Annotated in this window: 16 protein-coding genes; 5 read left to right on the top strand and 11 right to left on the bottom strand. The window is 67.3% G+C overall.

Annotated features, from left to right (window positions below):
* Positions 1–52 precede the first annotated feature (52 nt).
* From GO986_RS05720 to GO986_RS22545, 8 genes are all read right to left on the bottom strand, one after another.
* On the bottom strand, positions 53–349 hold the full coding sequence (locus GO986_RS05720; RefSeq protein WP_369409189.1) for a DUF1294 domain-containing protein: 297 nt from the start codon (positions 347–349) through the stop codon (positions 53–55).
* A 151-nt stretch (positions 350–500) separates the two neighbouring features.
* A complete protein-coding gene (gene ispH / locus GO986_RS05715; RefSeq protein ID WP_157458307.1) occupies positions 501–1,496 on the bottom strand; it encodes a 4-hydroxy-3-methylbut-2-enyl diphosphate reductase in 996 nt (331 codons plus the stop codon).
* 76 nt (positions 1,497–1,572) lie between these two features.
* A complete protein-coding gene (locus GO986_RS05710; protein WP_198170425.1) occupies positions 1,573–3,027 on the bottom strand; it encodes a phospholipase D-like domain-containing protein in 1,455 nt (484 codons plus the stop codon).
* Between the two features lie 294 nt (positions 3,028–3,321).
* Positions 3,322–4,995 (bottom strand): glycerol-3-phosphate acyltransferase, encoded by a 1,674-nt coding sequence (locus GO986_RS05705; protein ID WP_157458305.1) that lies wholly within the window; start codon positions 4,993–4,995, stop codon positions 3,322–3,324.
* A gap of 515 nt (positions 4,996–5,510) precedes the next feature.
* Entirely contained in the window at positions 5,511–6,413 is a 903-nt protein-coding gene (locus GO986_RS05700; protein ID WP_157458304.1) for a phosphotransferase family protein, read from the bottom strand.
* A 96-nt stretch (positions 6,414–6,509) separates the two neighbouring features.
* Positions 6,510–7,226, bottom strand: coding sequence for a DUF4388 domain-containing protein (locus GO986_RS05695; RefSeq protein WP_157458303.1), 717 nt, complete (start codon positions 7,224–7,226; stop codon positions 6,510–6,512).
* 58 nt (positions 7,227–7,284) lie between these two features.
* The gene (locus GO986_RS05690; RefSeq protein ID WP_157458379.1) at positions 7,285–8,691 is read right to left on the bottom strand and encodes an NAD(P)H-hydrate dehydratase; all 1,407 of its coding nucleotides are present in this window, start codon (positions 8,689–8,691) and stop codon (positions 7,285–7,287) included.
* Between the two features lie 89 nt (positions 8,692–8,780).
* Positions 8,781–9,605, bottom strand: a complete 825-nt coding sequence (locus GO986_RS22545) for a tetratricopeptide repeat protein (RefSeq protein ID WP_198170424.1) — start codon at positions 9,603–9,605, stop codon at positions 8,781–8,783.
* 77 nt (positions 9,606–9,682) lie between these two features.
* Between GO986_RS22545 and rsmA the strand changes: the two genes are divergently transcribed.
* The 4 genes from rsmA to GO986_RS05665 all read left to right on the top strand — a co-directional run bounded on the left by rsmA (position 9,683) and on the right by GO986_RS05665 (position 14,337).
* Entirely contained in the window at positions 9,683–10,618 is a 936-nt protein-coding gene (rsmA, locus tag GO986_RS05680; protein ID WP_232337468.1) for a 16S rRNA (adenine(1518)-N(6)/adenine(1519)-N(6))-dimethyltransferase RsmA, read from the top strand.
* 69 nt (positions 10,619–10,687) lie between these two features.
* Positions 10,688–11,686, top strand: coding sequence for a carbohydrate kinase family protein (locus GO986_RS05675; protein WP_157458302.1), 999 nt, complete (start codon positions 10,688–10,690; stop codon positions 11,684–11,686).
* Positions 11,687–12,146: 460 nt separating this feature from the next.
* A complete protein-coding gene (locus tag GO986_RS05670) occupies positions 12,147–13,694 on the top strand; it encodes a gamma-glutamyltransferase family protein (protein ID WP_157458376.1) in 1,548 nt (515 codons plus the stop codon).
* 301 nt (positions 13,695–13,995) lie between these two features.
* Positions 13,996–14,337 (top strand): hypothetical protein, encoded by a 342-nt coding sequence (locus GO986_RS05665; protein WP_157458301.1) that lies wholly within the window; start codon positions 13,996–13,998, stop codon positions 14,335–14,337.
* On the opposite strand, the gene GO986_RS05660 is transcribed toward GO986_RS05665, so the two are convergent.
* The 3 genes from GO986_RS05660 to GO986_RS05650 all read right to left on the bottom strand — a co-directional run bounded on the left by GO986_RS05660 (position 14,318) and on the right by GO986_RS05650 (position 17,601).
* Positions 14,318–15,058, bottom strand: coding sequence for a class I SAM-dependent methyltransferase (locus GO986_RS05660; RefSeq protein WP_369409181.1), 741 nt, complete (start codon positions 15,056–15,058; stop codon positions 14,318–14,320). The genes GO986_RS05665 and GO986_RS05660 overlap by 20 nt on opposite strands.
* Before the next feature lie 283 nt (positions 15,059–15,341).
* Positions 15,342–15,866 (bottom strand): hypothetical protein, encoded by a 525-nt coding sequence (locus GO986_RS05655; RefSeq protein ID WP_157458300.1) that lies wholly within the window; start codon positions 15,864–15,866, stop codon positions 15,342–15,344.
* Between the two features lie 157 nt (positions 15,867–16,023).
* Positions 16,024–17,601, bottom strand: a complete 1,578-nt coding sequence (locus GO986_RS05650; protein WP_157458299.1) for a GMC family oxidoreductase — start codon at positions 17,599–17,601, stop codon at positions 16,024–16,026.
* 46 nt (positions 17,602–17,647) lie between these two features.
* Here GO986_RS05650 and argJ point away from each other — a divergent pair, with 46 nt between their 5' ends.
* Positions 17,648–18,802: a bifunctional glutamate N-acetyltransferase/amino-acid acetyltransferase ArgJ gene (argJ, locus tag GO986_RS05645; protein WP_157458298.1), complete on the top strand. Its 1,155-nt coding sequence runs from the start codon at positions 17,648–17,650 to the stop codon at positions 18,800–18,802.
* Positions 18,803–18,880: the final 78 nt, after the last annotated feature.

The raw sequence follows: 18,880 nt of genomic DNA, 5'->3' as shown, positions 1-18,880 counted from the left end.
AAGATCTTAGCGCATGAAAGAAAATATGGCTAACTGGGTAGCGTTTGATAGCCTAGAGGGCCTGAAGGATGCCCAGGACAAGCCAGGCAATCAGCCAGAGGCTGGCAGAGCGGCGAAAAACGCGCTGGTAGATCTTCTTGCGCGTTTTGTGCCGCAGCGTCACCTGCGCCAGGCCTGACCCCAGCCAGCCGCCCCAGGCTTCCAGGTGGTGCAGCTGCGCTTCTGGGATTCTGGTTCGGCGTTCCTGCGCCAGCCGCTTATCACGCCACATCGTCACAAAAGCCACCAGGCCCCACACCACCTGCCACACCACGAACAGGGAGAAAGCGAAGCCCAGGGCGTCCTGCACGGTCAAGGGCGCCTCCTCAGACCAATTCCGGAAGACTTCGCCGCCTGTGACGGACTTTTTTCGACCAGAGGGAGGAAAGAGGACGGATTTCCGGGTACTGGAGGAACATTAGGTGCCCTCCCAGATATTGCGGAAATGGACGGAATCCGTCTCACTGCATGGTGCGCGGCAGCGGCTGTGTGGGCAGCATCTTCTTCGGCTCACGGAATTCGATGTTTTCCCACTCGCCTTCCTCAATGACCGCCAGCGCCGGGTTGAGTGCGCGGAAGTGCGCCACCACCGCCTGCACGAGGTCGTCGGGGGTGCTGGCGGCGCTCGTAATGCCCACCGAGCGCACGCCCGCAAAGTCCAGCCCAGCCAGGTCGGCGGCTGTCTCCAGGCGCTCGGCCCGGCCACAGGTCTCGGCGGCCAGTTCCAGCAGGCGCATGCCGTTGCTGGAGTGCGTGCTGGTGAGCACCAGAAACATGTCCACCTGCGGGGCAATCGCCTTGACCGCGTCCTGGCGGTTCTTGGTGGCGTAGCACAGGTCCTCGCTGGGGGGCACCACCAGCGCCGGAAAGCGTCCGCGCAGCACGTCGACCGTGCGGCGGGTGTCGTCCACGCTGAGGGTCGTCTGGGTCAGCACCACCAGGCGCTCCGGGTCAGGCACCTCGACGGTGTGGGGGTCGTGCAGGCCTGCGCCACGTTTGCCCAGCACGCCCACCAGAATGGTGTGCTCCGGGGCCTCGCCCCGTGTGCCGATCACTTCCTGATGCTGGGCGCTGTCGCCGATCAGCAAGATGGTGTATCCCTCACGGGCGTATTTCTTGGCTTCGGTGTGCACCTTGGTCACCAGAGGACAGGTGGCGTCAATGGTGGCCAGCCCCAGGGCCCGCGCCCGCTCACGCACCGCCGGGCTGATGCCGTGGGCACTGAACACCACCGTTTCGCCGCCCTGAGGCAGGGCGTCCACCCCGTCCAGGTCCTCGACGAAATGCACGTCGTAGCCGGCCTGAAGCCGCTCTACGACCGTGTGGTTGTGCACGATGGAATGGTAGACCGTCACCGGCCGGGCCTCGGTCTGGGCCGCCTTTTCCACCGCCTGAATCGCCATGACCACGCCCGCGCAAAAGCCTCGGGGTTTGGCCAGATGCAGCCGCTCAACCATGTCTGACCGCCTGCCTCTGACCAGCGCTTTTCTCCACGACCCTCATATGCCCGACAGTGTAGTGCGCGCCCCAGGCTCAGAAGGTGGTGCCCGGCGCCTGCCAGCGCTCGGGGGGAATGGGCCGGCTGCCGGTGAGCCACGCCTGCTCGAAACTGGCCTGCTGCCCGGTCACCGCCGCCGGGTCGCTCGTCGCCAGCGCGGCCTCGGCCAGGCCCAGCGTGCCCCAGGCACTGAAATGAAAGTTCATGCTGCCCACCAGGGTCATGCTGCCGTCCACGGTCATGGCCTTGGTGTGCATGGGAAAGGTGGAGTAGCGCGCCTGGAGCCGGTCTGCCGGAACGCCGCGCCGCGCCATCTCCCGGCGCAGCAGCGCCACCCCGGAACGGTTGGCGGCGGCACCCACGCCGTAATCCACAACCAAGAGTCGCACCTGCACGCCACGCTCCAGCGCGTTCAGCACCGCCCAGAAATACACGGGCAAGGCTTCCGTTACGCAGCCTTCGGGATGCAGGTAGGCGTACCAGCAGGCGAGGTCGGTGCCAAAATCCGACTGCATCAGGTCGAGGCTGGTCTGGGCGGCTCCCAGCAGGGCCAGGTGGGCCTCATCGGCCAGGTTTTCTCCGCCGGGGCGGCGGTAGAGCACAAAGGCCCGCGCGTCCCCGGCCCGGACTGCCTCGGTCGCCGGGGCAGGGTGACTGGGCGCCGGGGCGGGACCAAGCGTGCAGCGCCGCCGGACCTCGGCGGGGGTCACGTTGTCAGGACACACGAGCGCCAGGCTGTGCCGCTGAAGATCGTCAAAGGCCGCCACACCCGCCTGCGCCACTGGCCCGCGCAGGTGCAGCCCCAGGTCGTGCAGGCCCCAGCCGCCGGGAGCGCCCACTGGCAGATGCCAGTTCGTCAGGTTAAAGCCGGCTACAGTCACGTCCTGGCCGTCGATCACCTGCAACTTGACGTGGCTGTGGGGAAACGAGGCGAAGCGCAGCAGAGTGAGCGTCCAGCCGGCCTGCGGGTCGCTGAGGGGCACGCCTGCCGCCCTGAGGTCCTGCATCAGGGCCAGAATCTGATCGGTGCCGTCCGGGCGCGACAGTTGGGGGTAATTGCCCAGCAGCAGGCGAACTGTCATGCCGTGCGGGTACGCCGCTGGGCTGGCCCTCACCTGCGCGTAGAGCCGGGCCACCGCCTGTGCCACTGTCCACCCGGGCGTTCCTGGGCCGCTGTCCCACTGCATGTTGGTCAGCAGCACCTCTGAGCGGGCGGCCTCGATCTGCTCGGCCAGGCCGGCAAAAGCGTCCTGGGGGGTGTCCAGACTCTGCGGCGTACGGAGATAGCCGATGAAGGCGTTGCCGCAGGACACGTCGCTGCCACCCCGCGCGCGCACCACCGCCCACACAGCCCGTTCCAGGCGGTCTGTGGGCTCGGCACAGGCGTCTGCGGGCCAGTTGATGGCCACGGGCGGCCGGGCCGGACCCAGCCACAGGGGCAGCGGCGCCGCTGCCGCCCCGGCCACCACCCACAGCACTGCCAGAGACACCAACCACCTCATTCCCGCGCAGCCTAGAGGGTTGGGAGAGCCTGGCCGACCAGAGTGCCTGACGGGACCTTTAGAGATGGGCCGTGCAGGTGGAGGCCAAGGGGGTGTGGAACAGAATCCACCGGACCCGGAGGAGCAGGCGGCGGGGTGCTGTAACCCGCCTCAAGCGGGCCTTGCCTCAGTTAGAGGTAGGTTGCAGCGTTGATCTAAAAGATTGGATGACACCGCGCCGCCTCGTCATAGGACGGCTGGAAGCGATCAAGCGCGTTCGGGCTCTCACGATCTGCTGTGCCTCTATTCCACAACCTGAAAGCCCAGTTTGTCGGCCTGCTCCACAAAGAAATTGATGTTCTCGCTCAGGGTCTGCGGTCCCAGGCTCTTGCGCCAGTGTTCCCCGGTGGCGGCAATAATCAGGGTCTCGGCCAGGCAGGCTGGCACCTGCCCTTCACCGAATTGCAGGTCGATGTTGCTGGTCATGCCGCCGGGGGGGCGCACCACGCCGCCGGGGATGACTCGCACGCCGGGGACAGCCTGCACGCTTTCGTGGGCATCGGCGGGGCGGCCCTCATCGAAAATCCAGGCGCCCGGCTTGACATGCGGCGGAAAAATTACGGGGTTAGGGTCGCTGGTGGCCGTGAAGATCAGGTCGGCTTCTTTCAGGGTGTCGTAACTCGTGGTGGTGACAATCTCGGTGGTTTTGGCGGCGCGGCGCAGGGTGGCGGCGCTGCGTTCCAGGCGCTCCAGGTCGCGGCCAATCATGATCAGTTTGCCCACCTGTGGGGCAATGGTGCGGGCGATCCCAAACGCCACCACGCCGTTGGCGCCCACCACGCCGGCCGTCGCCTGTTTCAGGTCGCGGCCCTGGGCGGCAAAGTGCTCCAGAATGCCCGGAATGGCGGCCTTGATGGTCCCCGAGGTGTAGGCGCCGCCGTTGGTGATCGTGATGTCCGGCACCGCCGCCTGCACGTCCACGCCCTTGTTGCCCACCACGGACCAGAACGCGCCCAGGCCAAAGACCTCGGCACCCAGTTCCTGGGCCAGCCGCGCGCCTTCAATGGCGCGGCGGGTGGCCAGCTCCGGCTGGTCGCGGAAGACATCGGGCAGCAGGGGGCTGGACAGCAGATAACAGCGGATGCTCTTGCCGTCCACGGTGCGGATGCCGTGCAGTTCGCCCACTTTCATGGGGCGCAGGCTCTCGGCAAGCTGCCGCACGCCTTTTTCGCTGATGACCCCGCGCTCCACCAGGGGCCGCAGCCAGGCGAAACGGCGCGCACTCCAGAAGTTTTCCAGCGTCATGGGGTGAATCATGAAGGCGGCCACCACCTCGTCGCTGCGGCGGCCCGCCAGCGGCACCGGGTCGCCTAGTCGCGGCTCGGTGCCGTCCAGCAGTCGGCCCAGATTCTCCTTGAAGCGCCAGGTGGCGGCCACCAGCAGGGCCAGGGCGCCCAGTTTGGCCGCCGGATCCAGGTTCAGGGTTGCGGCGGCCAGGGTAAAGGTCAGCAGGCCGGCCAGGGTCGCGGCGCTGACGTAGCCCCAGAACCCAGCCACTCCCGCGTACACCATGACGGGCAGCGTGGCGGCCCACAGCGGCACGGCTCCGGTCACCGCCAAGGCCGCCAGAACGCCCAGTAGCAGCATGTTGCCCCGGCCACGCGGGGGGTTTGGCCCGTACAGCAGGCGCGGCGGGTTCAGGTGGCCCAGGTAGGCGGCCAGCGCCGCCAGCACACTGACCTCGGGCGTCCCCAGGCTGGAGGCCATCAGGACGGCCAGAAAGCCCTTGCCCGCGTCCAGCAGGGCGCCCAGGGCACTCAGGCGCACGCCGACGCGGTGCAGCACATTGTCCACCCCTAGGTTGTGGGCATTGGTCACGCGGACATTGACCCCGGCGCGCGACAGCACGGCGCTCCCCACAGGTACGCTGCCCACCAGAAACGCCACGAGCAGGAGCAGGGCTGACAGAAAGACCATTGGGGCATTGTAGGACAGCGCCTGCCAGGAGACGGGAACCGTCAGACCAAAGCAAGCGCCGGGGGCCAGAGACTGGGTGAGGGCCGACTTGTAGAGGGGTGGCGCTGTACGAATTCGCTGTTGAGGTTCGAGGGGGAATTCGTCCGAGAAGGTGCATCTGGCTATTGCCTGAGATGGGCGACTTGAGAAACGTGACCTGACCCTTCTATCTGGGAGTGGTGGGACGGGATATAGAGACGACTAAGTTTCTCGACTTCAACTGCGGCTTTGAAAAAACCAGAGGACTGACAATTGCTTTGATTCTGCAATTTACAAAGAGCGTACCAAGCTGGCGCATTTAGTCAATCGATGCAGAAAATAACTGCCCGTCATAACAGATCTACACTCAGATAAAAACCTGAATTATATTGTCAAACATTTTGTTTCAAATGTAATTGTCGGATATTTCAGTCAGAGTATTGTTGGTGCTTTGTCTTATCAGTCTCTGCGCCATGTCTACCTCTGTGCAGCGTGAGTCAAAAGAGCAGAGCAACCTCAACAAAGTATGCGGTCTCTGCGGCTGTCAACCGCGCGGCTGGTCCATACCCCTCGGCAAATGCTTCCCGGTCAGCTCGCGTCAGCTCGTGTGTCGCGACCGCCACGTCGTAACGCGGGTCGCCGACATCAGCAAATGACCAGTCAATGAATCCTGTGACGCGCTCTCCCACCGTCATGACATTGTCCAGAAACAGATCACCGTGGATCAGGGCTGTGGCGACCGGCGCCGGTTGGTGGTGTCGCAGGTGTCCGAGCCGACCAGCGTCTGCTGCAGGATTCAAGCTCTTCGCAACCTCCAGGGCATTTTCGAGCCAGTCGCCAGTGCCAAATCCTGTCGGGGGCGGGGTGGCGTGCAGCCGGGCCACTGCAGCGCCAAAGTCTGTGAGGAGCGATGTGCGCCGGGCATGGTCGGGCTGAGTCCGGAGTGCCGCCTCCAACGTCGTGCCGGGGAGGCGGCGCGTCACGAGCCAGCCCTCCTGTTCAAGTGGAGAGGAGCACTCAAGGAACAGCAGGGGTGCCGGCGCGGATACGTCAAGAGGCGCGAGGGCCTGCAGCGCACGGTGTTCCCGCCGAACCACGTCAAGGTGTTGTCCGGCAGAGCGTTTGATCACCATAGGCTCGCCACGGGCATCAACTGCGAAGGCAACGCGGGAGGTGCGACCTTGCTGCGGGGGTTCCTGGAGGGGGACGTTGTTGTCGAGCAGTGCCCTGACCTCATCGGGAAGGTCAGCAAACGTTAGTGGCATGGCGTACGGGCGCCGCGGCTCCATCCATCCAGTATCGACTGTTGCAGCGGCTGAGTCTGGTTTGCTCTCACGGGACTTGCTGACAGCGCCTGCCGACTTCCTGGTCAGCATGTTCTTTACCATCCAGTAGAACATGGGTGAGGTGCATACCGCTCAAGCAGGAGGAAAGAGCTTTAAGCCGTAAGGCAGAGGTGCGCACACCGTATTCACTTTTTCATCAGCGCCATCCTCTTAAGTCGCTACGTTTTTCAGGTGCTGGGTTTCCCACACGAGGTCGCGCAGTACCCAGCCGCTGCCGGGAAAGCGCAGGCCCAGGCGCAACTCGCCCAGCAGATAATCGCGCACATCGGCCAGCGGCGTGCCCTGATCCACAGCCTCGCCCAGGGTGCGTTCGCCGTCCAGCATGCGGGCGACGGGGTGCAGGGCGGCGCGCTGCTTGGTGGGCTGCAGCTTCAGGCGCTGCCACTCGAAGCGGTTCTGAGGCTGCAAGGTGCCGCCCTGCACCGCCTGCGACACCGTCTGCGCGACCTGAAACAGCGGCAACTCGGCCGAGGCGGCGGCGGCGCGCACGGAGCGGCCCCCCGGCAGGTCGAACAGCGGCACGCGGCCTTCAAAGACCTGACTGGGGCTGCCAATCACCTGGCACACCTGAATCCACTCGTCACTCAGGCGCGCCCAGTCGGTCGAGAAGTGGCCGTAGGGCCCCAGCGGCGCGCCCGTGACAGCGCGCGGCTCGAACATGAACATCCCGGCGTCCACCAGGAGGGGGCAGGCCTGCACGGCCTCAGTGCCCAGCCAGTCCAGAATGCCGCCTGACACAATCTCGCCGCCCACAAAGGCCACCGTGAACGGCACGTCGGCCTGTACCTCCAGCACGCCAGTCTGACGCGTCGTATGAATCAGCTCCAGAACACCCAGAAGCGGAACGTCGCTCAGAAGACCTTGCATGAGTGCCCGCACGCTACCACCTTTCGGTCAGGGAAAGTGGAGTTGACCAGTGGGCGGCTCAGGTCCCCCCGCCAGGGGCCCCGGCAGCGGCCTGCAGGTCGTGCCACGCGCCGCCCAGTTCGGCTGCCACATCAGAGGCGCTCAGGCCGTACCCGAAGGCCCGCGCGGCCCGCTCACCAGCGCGGGCGTGCAGGCGCACGCCACTGCGCGCGGCGTCTTCAGGGGACACGCCCTGGCCCAGCAGCGCCGCCAGGATTCCGGACAGCGTGTCGCCCATGCCCGCGCTGGCCATGCCGGGATGCCCGCCGCGCGACACACTCAGGCCGCCTGGCGCCGCCACCACGCTGGGGCCGCCCTTCAGAACCACCACCCCGCCCAGCTGCGCCTGTAACGCGCGGGCGGCGCTCAGGGGGTCGCGAGTGACTTCGGCCGCCGTGTGCCCCAGCAGCCGCGCCGCCTCGCCGGGGTGTGGGGTCCACACGCAGCGGTCATGGCCGCTGCCGGCCAGCTCCGGCTGCAAGGCGTCAGCATCTAAGACCGTCGGCAGGCCCCAGCGCAAGACGCGGCGGGCGTGGTCGGCGGCGTCCGGGCCCAGGCCCATACCCAGGGCCACCGCGTCGGGGCGCCCGTTGGCGGAGACGCCGTCCAGAAACGCCCCCAGGTCGCTGTGCCGGCGAACCATCAGTTCGGGGTGCAGCAGCGGCACCTCGGCCCCTGAGTGCAGGGTCACCAGCCCCGCGCCTGTGCGCAGGGCGCCCCAGCCCGCCAGCACGGGGGCACCGGCCGTGCCAGGGTGGCCGCCCACCACCCACACTCGTCCGGCGGTGCCTTTGTGGGCGCCTGCCGCCCGCACCGGTAAACATGCGCCCAGGTCGGCGTCGAGAGGGCGCTGGGCCAGCGCTTCTGCCGTGGCCCACTCAGGCGGCAGCCGCAGGGGGGCCAGCACCACCCGGCCCGCCCGTTCGGCGGCGGGGCCAAACAGCAGGGCGGGTTTCAGGCCGCTGAAAGTCACGGTCAGGTTGGCCTGCACGCTGAGGCCAGCCTCGGCCAGGGCAGCGTCCAGGCCGCTGGGCAGGTCCAGGCTGACCACAGCCAGGCCGCGCGCGCGCGCCGCATTGACTGCCCCTACAACCTCCGCCAGCGCAGGGCGCAGCGGCGGCTGAAATCCGGTGCCCAGCAGGCCGTCCACCAGCACGCCCGCGTCCCGGCTGCGGCGGGCCAGGGCAGCGGGCGTCAGGGCAAAGGTCTGGCCCCCCACGGCCCGCCAGCGTGCCCGGTTGCGGCGGGTCAGGGGGTGGCGGGCCGGGAGGGCCAGCACGGTGGCTCCCACGCCCAGGCTCAGCAGGTGACGGGCGGCCACAAAGGCGTCGCCGCCGTTGGCCCCGCCGCCGGCCAGCAGCAGCGTCGCCTGGCCAGGAAAGGCGCGCCTCAGCTCATTGGCCGCCGCGCGCCCCGCCTCTTCCATCGCCAGGTCCAGCAGGTCCGCCCGGGCCAGGCGCTCGTCAAGGCGCCGCACCCCGTCCGGCGTCAGGACCGCCTCGGGGCCCGGCACGCCTAACCGCCGCCGCGCAGCGCCAGAAAGATGATCAGAGCCAGCACGCCCAGCACGACCCAGCGCATGTTCTTCATCACTGGGTTGGTGGCAAAGCGCTCTTTCATCTCGGCGTCGGTGTCGTCCTTGGAGCGTTTCATGGCCAGGCGCTGCCCCTGGCGAATGCTTTTCACGCCCTCGGCCACTCGGCCCTGACGGCGCAGCGCCACGCCCAGGTTGTGGTGCCCCCCGTCGTACTCGGGGTCAATGCGCAGCACCTCGCGGTAAATCGCCTCGGCCTCGGCAAAGCGCCCGGCTTCCATGTCGAGGTTGCCCAGGTTGGTCAGGGCGCGGTAATGGCCGGGGTCGGCCACCCGGGCGTCGTCCAGTACGCGCCGGGCGTCTGCCTCTTCGCCGCGCACCGCGTACAGGACCCCCTGCATGTTCAGCGCCTCGGCGCGGGTCAGCGGCAGGGCCAGCGCCCCGGCCAGGGCCGCTTGCAGGGCCGCTGGGTCGGTTTCCTTCTGTTGGCTGTCCAGGGCCAGCAGCGCCGCGCCCAGGGCGTCCGGCGGCACCTGCCCGGCCAGGCTGCCCAGCAGCGGGTGTGCCGCCGCGCCCTCGGTCAGGGCCTGGCGGTACTCGCCCAGCGCCCGCCGGGCCGAGGGGTAGCGCCGCGCCCGCACCGCGTTTTGCAGCGCCAGCAGGGCCTCCAGGGCTTCTTGCACCACCACGGGCTCATTCGCAAACTGCGCGGTGGCCGCTGCCCGCCGCCACTCGCCGGCCGTCACCAGGTCGGCCAGGCTGGGGGCGGGGGCCTGGAGAGCCGTGTCTTCCTCAGTGCGCGTCATGCCTGCCCCCGGCACAGAGAAATGGGCGGGCAGGGAAGGGGACAGGCACGAACAACGCTCACGCGCCGAGTATACTGATGCGTTCTGCGGCCCGCCCCGGCGAGGCCCCCGCGAACCACCCCCTGCCCATGCCCCACCCTGACCCAGATTCTTCCAGCGCGCCCCTATCCGGCGAGCGCGACCTCCGCCTGGCTCCTCTGTATTCGCCCGCCCGCGTGCGCGAACTGCTGACCCGTCACGGCCTGCGGCCCACCAAGAGCCTGGGCCAGAACTTTCTGATTGACGGCAACATCCTGCGCGCCATCGCCAAGGCTGGCGGCGCCGCGCCGGGCGTCCCCGTGCTGGAAATCGGCCCCGGCCTGGGCGTGCTGACCCGCGAAATTGCCACGCGCGGCGCGCAGGTCACGGCCCTCGAAAAAGATGAGCGCCTTCGCCCCGTGCTGGACGAGACGCTGGACGGCCTGGACGTGCAGATCGTGTGGGGCGACGCCCTGGATTTCGACTACGCCGCGCTGCCGCCGGGCACCCGCGTGATTGCCAACCTGCCGTACTACATCACCGGGCTGCTGCTGTCGCGCTTCATGCGCGCGCCGGGTATTGTCAGCGCCACCGTCTTGGTGCAAAAAGAGGTGGGGCAGCGCCTGGCCGCGCAGCCAGGGGGTGACAATTACGGCTTCCTGAGTGCCATCGCGGCGCTCTATGGGACTGTGCGCCACGTGCGTGACGTGCCCAAAGGCGCCTTCCTGCCGGCACCCGACGTCACCAGCAGCGTGATTCGGCTGGACTTTGACCGCACCCGCGCGGCCCCTGAGCCTGAATTTCTGACGTTTGTGGAGACTGCTCTGCACCACCGCCGCAAGACCCTGCGCAACAACCTGCGCCTGGCGGGCCTGGCCGGCGAGGCGATTGACGGCGCGCTGGCGGCCTGTGGGCTGCGTCCCGATGTCAGGGCCGAGGACGTGCCGCTGGGTAACTTGCGTGACATGGCCGTCAAACTTGGCGTGGTACGGTAGGCGCACGCGCTCAGCCGCACCACACGCTCTTTCCCAGAACAGGGGCCAGCCCGCGCCCTTGGAGGTTGAATGAAGTTCTATGTCATTGGCGACGTGACTGTCGACCACCTGTATCACCTCGACCGCCTGCCCAAACCGGGCCAGGAGGTCACGCCGACCCAGGCCAGCATGAAGCCGGGCGGCGCAGGCGGCACCATCAGCGTGACGCTGGCTCGCCTGGGCCACACGGTCACCCTGGCGGCCCGCGTAGGTGCCGACCCCTTTGCCGACTATGCCCTGAGCCACGTGCGCGGCAGCGGCGTGCAGGACAGCGCTATTCAGCGTGACTCGCAGTACCTGACCAGCACCATCACGGTGATGCAGACCGCCAGTGGCCAGCGCGCCATGATCAGCGACGGGGCGGCCAACCGCCAGCTAGACCCGGCCCAGCTAAAGACGAAAGACATTGAGGGCTCAGACGCGCTGATTATCAATGCCTACGCCCTGACCGAGGGCCCGCAGCGGGCCTACAGCCTGGCCGCGATTGCCGCGGCCAAGGGTGCCAAGACGCCTGTGCCTGTGTTTATTGACCTCGGCACAGGCGCCGTGAACAAGGCCGGAACCTCACTGCTGAACGATGTGATTGCCGCCGACTACCTGATGCTCAATCAGCACGAGTTGCAGGCACTGACCGGCACCGGGTCCATCAGCGCGGCCCTGGCTGATCTGGGCGCGGCAGGTGCTCAGCGCGTGGTGGTCAAGGTGGGCAAGATGGGCTCGATCACCTGGACCCCCACCGACACCGAACTGGTGGACGCCATTCGCCCTGACGGGCAGGTCGTGGACTCCACGGGCGCGGGCGACACCTTTACCGCCACCTTTGCCCACGCAGTCCTGAACGGCGCGGGGATGTCCGAGGCGGCGCGCGCGGCCAACGCGGCAGGTGCCCTGGCGGCCACAGGGATTGGGGCCCAGGAACGCCCGATCACGCCCGCTGACCTGGCCGACGTGCTGCCCGGTGTGGCCGTTCCTCAAGTGGCCGCGCCAGCGCCAAAAGCGACGCGAAGCCGCAAGACGCCTGCCAGCTAACGAGGGTCTAGACACTGCCCGCCCGTCCTGATGACGCGGCGGGCAGTTGTGTTGGTGGGAGCGAAAGGTCTTATTCCGGCCAGACCACCTTCCTGGCCAAGGCGCGCAGCGGGACGAGAAGAAATCGAACGACACTTCATGTAAGGGGTGGGCCGACCGCCCGAAACCAGGAATGCGACAGGACAGCGGGGTTTTGCTGCTGACTCAAGGGCAGGCCCCCCTCTTCACTTCAACGGAGCCCCTGTCTACGCGCCGCTTCTTCCAAGATGACGAGGTGCGCCTGACTCTGATCGAAGAGCCGGTGGTGGGGAGTCGTTTCAGCGGCGCAAGCTGACGGAGACACCCGCCTCTCCACGCTGACTACCTGGGGCCTCCTTTTTCCCGAACGCGCTAGCCTGCCGCTGTGACCTACACCCCGGACTTTCCCACCGTGCGCCGTCCTGTCTACGCCCGGCGCGGCATGGTGGCCACCAGTCAACCGCTGGCGGCCCAGGCTGGACTGCGCGTGTTGCAGCAGGGCGGCAACGCTGTGGACGCCGCCATTGCTACCGCCGCCGCGCTGACGGTGGTGGAACCTACCAGCAACGGGATTGGCGGCGATCTGTTTGCCCTGGTGTGGGCAGATGGGCAATTGCATGGGCTGAACGCCAGCGGCGCGGCTCCAGCGGCGCTGAGTCTGGACGCCCTCCAGGAGCGCCACGGGGGCCTGTTGCCGCGTCACGGCTGGACACCCATCACCGTGCCCGGCGCCGTGCGCGGCTGGGCGGACCTACACGCGCGGTTTGGCCGGCTGGACTTTGCCCAGGTGCTGGCCCCGGCTGGCGAGTATGCCGAAGAAGGCTATCCTCTCTCGCCCGTGCTGGCTGGCAACTGGGCGCGCGCCGCGCAGATTTACCGCCGCCTGAACCTCCCTGAACTGGCCGAGTGGTTTCGCACCTTCGCGCCGGACGGCTTCACGCCTGCCCCCGGTGCCTTGTGGCGCAGCCCGGCCCACGCCCGCACCCTGCGCACCATTGCCGAAACGCACGGCGCCGCCTTCTACGAGGGCGACCTGGCCGCCCAGATAGATGCCCACGCCCGCGCGGAAGGGGGGCTGCTGCGGGCCGCCGACCTGGCCGCGCACCGCAGCGAGTGGGTGACGCCCATCCACACCGATTGGGACGGGCACCGCGTCTACGAGATTCCGCCCAACGGTCAGGGTATTGCGGCCCTGATTGCCCTGAACGTCCTGCGCGACCTGCCTTTGCCAGGGCGCTGGGACGACCCGGACAGCCTCCATCTGCAAATTGAAGCCATGAAGCGTGGCTTTCTGGACGCCCACCGTTTTGTGGCCGATCCCCGCCAGGTGCCGGTGGATGTGGCGGGCCTGCTGTCGGAGGCCAATGCCCAGAGCCACCGCGCCCATCTGGGCGAACGAGCCCACGATCCTTCAACCCACGCCCCCAGCACCGGCGGCACGGTATACCTGGCCACTGCCGACGAGGCCGGGGGCATGGTCAGCCTTATCCAGAGCAACTACATGGGCTTTGGCAGCGGCGTGGTGGTGCCCGGCACCGGGATTGCCCTGCACAACCGGGGCCACAACTTTCACACTGACCCCGCCCACCCCAACGCTCTAGCCCCTGGTAAGCGGCCCTACCACACGATTATTCCGGGCTTCTTGGCCCGCACGGACGGCACGCCAGTTGGTCCTTTTGGCGTGATGGGCGGCTTCATGCAGCCGCAGGGGCATCTACAGGTGGTCCTCAATACTGTGCGCTACGGCATGAACCCGCAGCAGGCCCTGGACGCCCCGCGCTGGCAGTGGCTAGACGGCACCCGCATTGAGGTTGAACAGGCCCTGGGGGAAAGCCTGACCCGTGAGCTGCTGCGGCGCGGGCACAGCGTCACCGTGCAGCCGGACGCCGGGTCTTTTGGGCGGGGGCAGATGATTCGCCGGCATCCGGAAACTGGGGTGCTGGAAGGCGGCACCGAGAGTCGCACCGACGGCCATATCGCGGTGTGGTGAGCTTGCCGACTCTAGCTGACAAAGGCAACCTCGCTTGAAGCTATGTGGAGGGCGGGGCAGACTGGCGGTCATGCGCCGCGCCGTCTGTCTGTTGTGTTCTGCCCTGATCTCTGGAGCGTCGGCGGGTGGAACAGACCTGATCACCCGCAATGAAGTGCTGCGCTGGGTACCAGGCAGTTCAGGCATAAGGGTGACGCCGACGGATGACCTTGGGTTCACGCCTTACACGGCTAAGCTTCAAGTCAATGTGCGCGGGACGAGGGTTCAGGTTTATCTCACCACGAGTGCTGGACTAAAGGCTGTGAATTCAAATCTGGACCGCATCGATGGTGTCATGGCCTGGGTCCCGGTCCCTGTGCCCAGTGCCGCGCAGAAAGAAGCGGTGGTGAGGGTGGTCCTGACTTATCTGCGGGTCTGTAGCCGCGTCACGCCGGGGCAGGTGGCCCAGATTCAGGGCCTGAGTGGGCAGGACTGGCAGGCCCAGCTGGGGTATCAGGAGCGCTGGATCGGTCTATTCAAGCTCGGCTGGGCGGACGGGGACGGCCTGAACGTTGCTGGCAGAGACCGCGCGGGCATGGATGTCAGCTGGCCTGCTGTCCAGAGCCGCTGCACCTTTTCCACGCCTACAGCGCCCTGGTTGTAAAGACCATCACGTCGCTGCTCGCTTCCAGCGGGCCCCCTTGAAACGAACCGCTGACGCGCGGGCTCTCGAATCCAGCAAAGCGCAGCAGCCACTCCACCTCGTAGCGAGTGTAGTAGCGCTGGGTCAGAGTGTAGTGGCGCCGACTCAGGGTGCCGTCCGGGGCCGTGGTATCTACGTGGTATTCAGTGGTGATGTGCTGGCGCGGCTTGTCATGGCGCTGCACCAGAAAGACGTCGGTGCGGCCGCCGTCCGGCGCGTGAAAGGTTTCGCCCTCGTGGCGCACGGTATTCGGTTTGCCAAAGCGCGGCACATACAAGTCAAAGGTAAAAGTGCCGCCCGTGTGTAGGTGCGCGTGAATATTTTCCAACGCCTGCAACTGTTCGCCCGGCGTGTACAGGTGCATCAGGGCGTTGAAGGGAGCGATGACGGTGGCAAAGCGTGTCTCAAATTTGAAGGTGCGGGCGTCCCCCTGCACAAAACGCACCTTGAGGCCGTCCTGTGCCGCCCGCGCCTCGGCCCGCTCAATCATGCGGGCGCTGGGCTCCAGGCCCACGACATCCGCACCGCGCCGGGCCAGGAATGCTGTGACCCGCCCAGTCCCTGAACCGATTTCCAGCAGTGGCCCCGCTGACCGCTCGGCCACCCGCGCATAGTAATGCAGGTCGTCGCGGTAGACGTCGTACTGGTGGTCGTACAGGTCAGCGAAATCGTCGTAGTTCACGGCCTGTAGGGTAATACGAGGGACTTGTTAGAAGTGCTGGGGCGGAGGCTGGGTCTGGTTCACTGGTACGACTTGGCGTTGGCTTCTGCTCGCTGCAACTGTTCAACTCTGTTTGCTTCCCGACCAGCCAGAATGCCATCAAGCCGAACAAAGCAGGGAAAGGGGGCTAAGGACGTTGGCCGCCGAACACTTCTCTGGCGTTGTGACCAACATCTGCCCCTATCTGGCAGGACATAAAAACGCCCCCACCACAGGGCGGGGGAGAAGAGGGCAAGCGCTCCGGTTAGTTCACGCGGACGCTGTTGGTCAGATTGCGGACCACTGCTTCATTCTTTGAGTAGTCCTTGACGTTGCCCGCAATCGTGACCACCAGCATGCGCCCGGCCACGCTGGTGACCATCAGTTCGCGGCGCAACTCGTCCCCCTGGCCCGGCGTGGTGAACACGAACTGCGCCCACGGCGAGCCGCCCAACTGCACCAGACTGGCCTTCAGGGTCTTGACGTTGGGCACCTGCGCGCGAATCACACCAGGAAACTGCTCGACCAGCTTGGCCACTTCGGTCTGGGCCAGTTTGCTGGTGCGCCACTCGAAGGCCACGCTGACCTTACGGTCCTCGGTCATGAACACGGCGTCGGGGCGCCCAGCGGCCGAAGGAAAGGCCGTGCGGATGCCAGCGGCGCTCAGCGTCAGGAGTTTCGCGTTGGGTTCAACCGTGACCGGCACGCTGCCCAGCTTTACAGGCACGGCGCTGGCGGCGGTGGCCGCCGTCAGAAGGGCGGTCAGCGTCAGGGCAAGAAAACGGCTCATGTCTGTGCCACCCTACCCGCCCGGCCCCAGGTGCTCATGAAGCCGACATGAGGAACGTGCGAGGCCGCGTGATTTTCTTCTAAAGCTGCTGGGCAAGGTGAGACCTTTGAAATGATGCCTGTGCCAATCAGCTTGAGAGGGAAAAGCGGCGCCCTCCTCAAAGCCCAGCTTCCACAAATTCGGCGGCTCGGGCGCCAATCATCATGGCGGTGGCGTTGGTATTCGCGTGGATGATGCGGGGCATCACACTGGCGTCCCCCACCCACAGGCCCTGGGTACCTTGCACCGCTAGCCGGCGGTCCACCACCGCGTGCTCTCCGTCGCCCAGCGCCGCCGTCCCGACCGGGTGGTACAGGGTCGAACACTCCTCCTGCACATACCGGCGCAGAGCGGCCTCGCTGCGCACGCCCTCGCCGGGCAGAACCTCAGCGCCGCGCAGGCGGGCCAGCGGAGGGGCGCCTGCAATCTCGCGCGCCTGCCGCACGCCGGCCACCAGGCTTTGCACGTCCCGCTCGTCGGTCAGGTACTGCGGGTCAATGGTGGGCGCCGCGAAGGGGTCGCGTGAGGCCAGCGTGATCTGGCCCCGGCTGTGGACATCCACCAGCACCGGCCCTACCGAGAAGTGCGCGCCACGCGCCGTCTGAAAACCGTGGTCGCGGAAGTACGCCGGGCCAAAGTGAAATTGCAGGTCGGGGTCGCCGGCTGGGTCCAGGCCGGGGCGGGCATGAGAAAAGGCGGCGGCCTCGGCAATGTTGCTGCTGAGGGGCCCGCTGCGGTTCCAGGCGTACTGGGCCAGGGCGGCGGCGGGGTGCCCGCTGTCCAGCGACGCCACGCGCGAGCGGCTGATGACGGGCACAGCCAGGTGGTCCTGCAAGCCCCGTCCAACCCCATCCAGGGCCACGCGCACGGGAATATTCAGGCGCGCCAGTTCGGTGCGGGGTCCCACGCCCGACAGCATCAGCAGGTGCGGCGTCTGCACGGCCCCAGCGGTCAGCAGCACGCCGCCAGCGGGGGCGTCCAGGGTGCGGCCCTGCCAGCGTAGGCGCACTCCAGCGGCGCGCGGGCCGTCCCACAGCAGTTCTAGAACGTGGGCGCCGGTCAACACCGTCAGGTTCGGGTGCCCCAGGACTGGTTGCAGGAAGGCGCGAAAAGCGCTGTAGCGCTCACCGCGCAGGTGGTTGCTTTCCAGCAGGCCGGCGCCGTCCAGTACCCCATCGTTGAAGGTGTCCACGGCCTTCAGGCCCAGGCCCAGCGCCGCTGAGGCCACGAAGGCATGGCTCAGGTCGTGGGATCTGTCGCGCGCGCCCACGGGCAGCGGGCCACCTGTGCCGCGGGTCTCGCCGGCTTCGCCCCGGTAGTCTTCCAGGGCGCGGAAGGTCGGCAGCACCTCGGCCCAGGTCCAGCCCTCGCCCCAGCGGTCGTAGTCGCGGCGTGAGCCCCGAATCCAGATGGTCGCGTTGATGGCGCTGCTGCCGCCCAGCACCTTGCCGCGCGGCCAGTAGAAGGTGCGGCCGGCGGCGCCCGGCTGCGGCGTGGTCGTAAAGTTCCAGTCCAGTGGGGTGCGGAAGAGCTTTGAAAACGCCCCAGGTGCACGGATCAGGGGGTGGCGGTCCGGCCCGCCGGCTTCCAGCAGCAGCACCCGCAGGCCCGCGTCCAGCAGCCGGCGCGCCGCCACGCAGCCGCCAGAACCGGCCCCCACGACCACCACATCTGCTCCAGTGCGCTCTGTTGTCATGCCAGGCGAGTATAGGCGGCGCGTTCAGGCGGCTACACTCCTGGGCATGAGCCTCACCTTTCCCCTTGGCTTTACGGCGGCGGCGATGGCCGCTGGCATCAAACCCAGCGGCAAGACCGACCTGAGCGGCGTGACTTCGGCCAGCAACTGCACCTGGGCCTTTGCCGGCACCCGCTCGACCACTGCCGCCGCGTGCGTGACCCGCAACCGCGAGTTGTACGCAGGTGGACAGCCGGTGCGCGCCCTTCTAGTCAACGCCGGTAATGCCAACGCCGCCACAGGCCGGCGCGGCGCCGCCGATAACGCCGACATGGCCGACGCTTTTGGCAGTGTGCTGAACGTGCCCGCCAGGGGCGTACTGACCGCCAGCACCGGCATCATCGGCCACCTGCTGCCCATGGACCGGGTCCTGAGCGGGATTGAACACCTGCCGGACGAACTGACAGAGGGCGCCGACGCTTTTGCCAGCGCCATCATGACCACCGATACCCGGCCCAAAACGGCGCAGGCCACGCTGAGTACGGGCGCGCGCATCGTGGGCACCGCCAAGGGCAGCGGCATGATTCACCCGGATATGGCGACCATGTTCGCTTTTGCCTTCACCGACGCGGCAGTGGAGCAGGAGGCCCTGCGTGCCGCGTTTCCGCCCATCGTTAACCGCACTTTCAATGCAGTTACGGTGGACGGCGATACCAGCACGAACGACATGGCGCTGGTGCTGGCCAACGGCCAGGCAGGCGAGGTGCCCCTAGAGGAGTTCCTGACGGCTCTGGAAGGCGTCATGCGCGACCTGGCCCAGCAAATTGCCGCCGATGGTGAGGGCGCCACTAAGCTCCTGACCGTGCAGGTGTCGGGCGCCCGCACCGAGGCCGAGGCCCTGGCGGCAGCGCGCACCTGCTGCGTGTCCCCCCTCCTTAAAAGTGCCGTGCACGGCAACGACCCCAACTGGGGGCGCGTGATTATGGCGGTGGGCCGCAGCGGCGCCGCCGTGGACGTAGGGCGCCTCACCGTCAGCGTGCAGGGTCAGCCAGTCTTTGCAGGCGGCCCGCTGCCCTACGATGCCGCGCAGGTGAGTGCCAGCATGAAAGCGGAAGAGGTGCGGTTTGTCATTGACTTGGGTGTGGGCAAGGCGAGCGGTGAAGCCTGGGGCTGTGACCTGAGCGCCGACTACGTCCGCATCAACGCGGAGTACACGACGTAAGGCAGACTCTGAAGTGCTCTGAGAAACGTGTCGGTGCAGGTTACTGACGCAGCAGGACAAGACCTTACGGTCTGAGCG

Source organism: Deinococcus arboris (genome assembly GCF_009755355.1).
GTDB lineage: Bacteria > Deinococcota > Deinococci > Deinococcales > Deinococcaceae > Deinococcus > Deinococcus betulae.
This window is presented reverse-complemented; position numbering and strand designations above follow the sequence as displayed.

Excerpts from the sequence above, each read along its gene's own strand:
- rsmA (WP_232337468.1), top strand. The coding sequence starts at position 9,683 with ATGCGTTCTGCGGCCCGCCCCGGCGAGGCCCCCGCGAACCACCCCCTG.
- ispH (WP_157458307.1), bottom strand. The coding sequence starts at position 1,496 with ATGGTTGAGCGGCTGCATCTGGCCAAACCCCGAGGCTTTTGCGCGGGC.
- GO986_RS05700 (WP_157458304.1), bottom strand. The coding sequence starts at position 6,413 with ATGTTCTACTGGATGGTAAAGAACATGCTGACCAGGAAGTCGGCAGGC.
- GO986_RS05650 (WP_157458299.1), bottom strand. The coding sequence starts at position 17,601 with ATGACAACAGAGCGCACTGGAGCAGATGTGGTGGTCGTGGGGGCCGGT.
- GO986_RS05675 (WP_157458302.1), top strand. The coding sequence starts at position 10,688 with ATGAAGTTCTATGTCATTGGCGACGTGACTGTCGACCACCTGTATCAC.
- GO986_RS05690 (WP_157458379.1), bottom strand. The coding sequence starts at position 8,691 with ATGGAAGAGGCGGGGCGCGCGGCGGCCAATGAGCTGAGGCGCGCCTTT.
- GO986_RS22545 (WP_198170424.1), bottom strand. The coding sequence starts at position 9,605 with ATGACGCGCACTGAGGAAGACACGGCTCTCCAGGCCCCCGCCCCCAGC.
- GO986_RS05670 (WP_157458376.1), top strand. The coding sequence starts at position 12,147 with ATGGTGGCCACCAGTCAACCGCTGGCGGCCCAGGCTGGACTGCGCGTG.
- GO986_RS05695 (WP_157458303.1), bottom strand. The coding sequence starts at position 7,226 with ATGCAAGGTCTTCTGAGCGACGTTCCGCTTCTGGGTGTTCTGGAGCTG.
- argJ (WP_157458298.1), top strand. The coding sequence starts at position 17,648 with ATGAGCCTCACCTTTCCCCTTGGCTTTACGGCGGCGGCGATGGCCGCT.
- GO986_RS05705 (WP_157458305.1), bottom strand. The coding sequence starts at position 4,995 with ATGGTCTTTCTGTCAGCCCTGCTCCTGCTCGTGGCGTTTCTGGTGGGC.
- GO986_RS05655 (WP_157458300.1), bottom strand. The coding sequence starts at position 15,866 with ATGAGCCGTTTTCTTGCCCTGACGCTGACCGCCCTTCTGACGGCGGCC.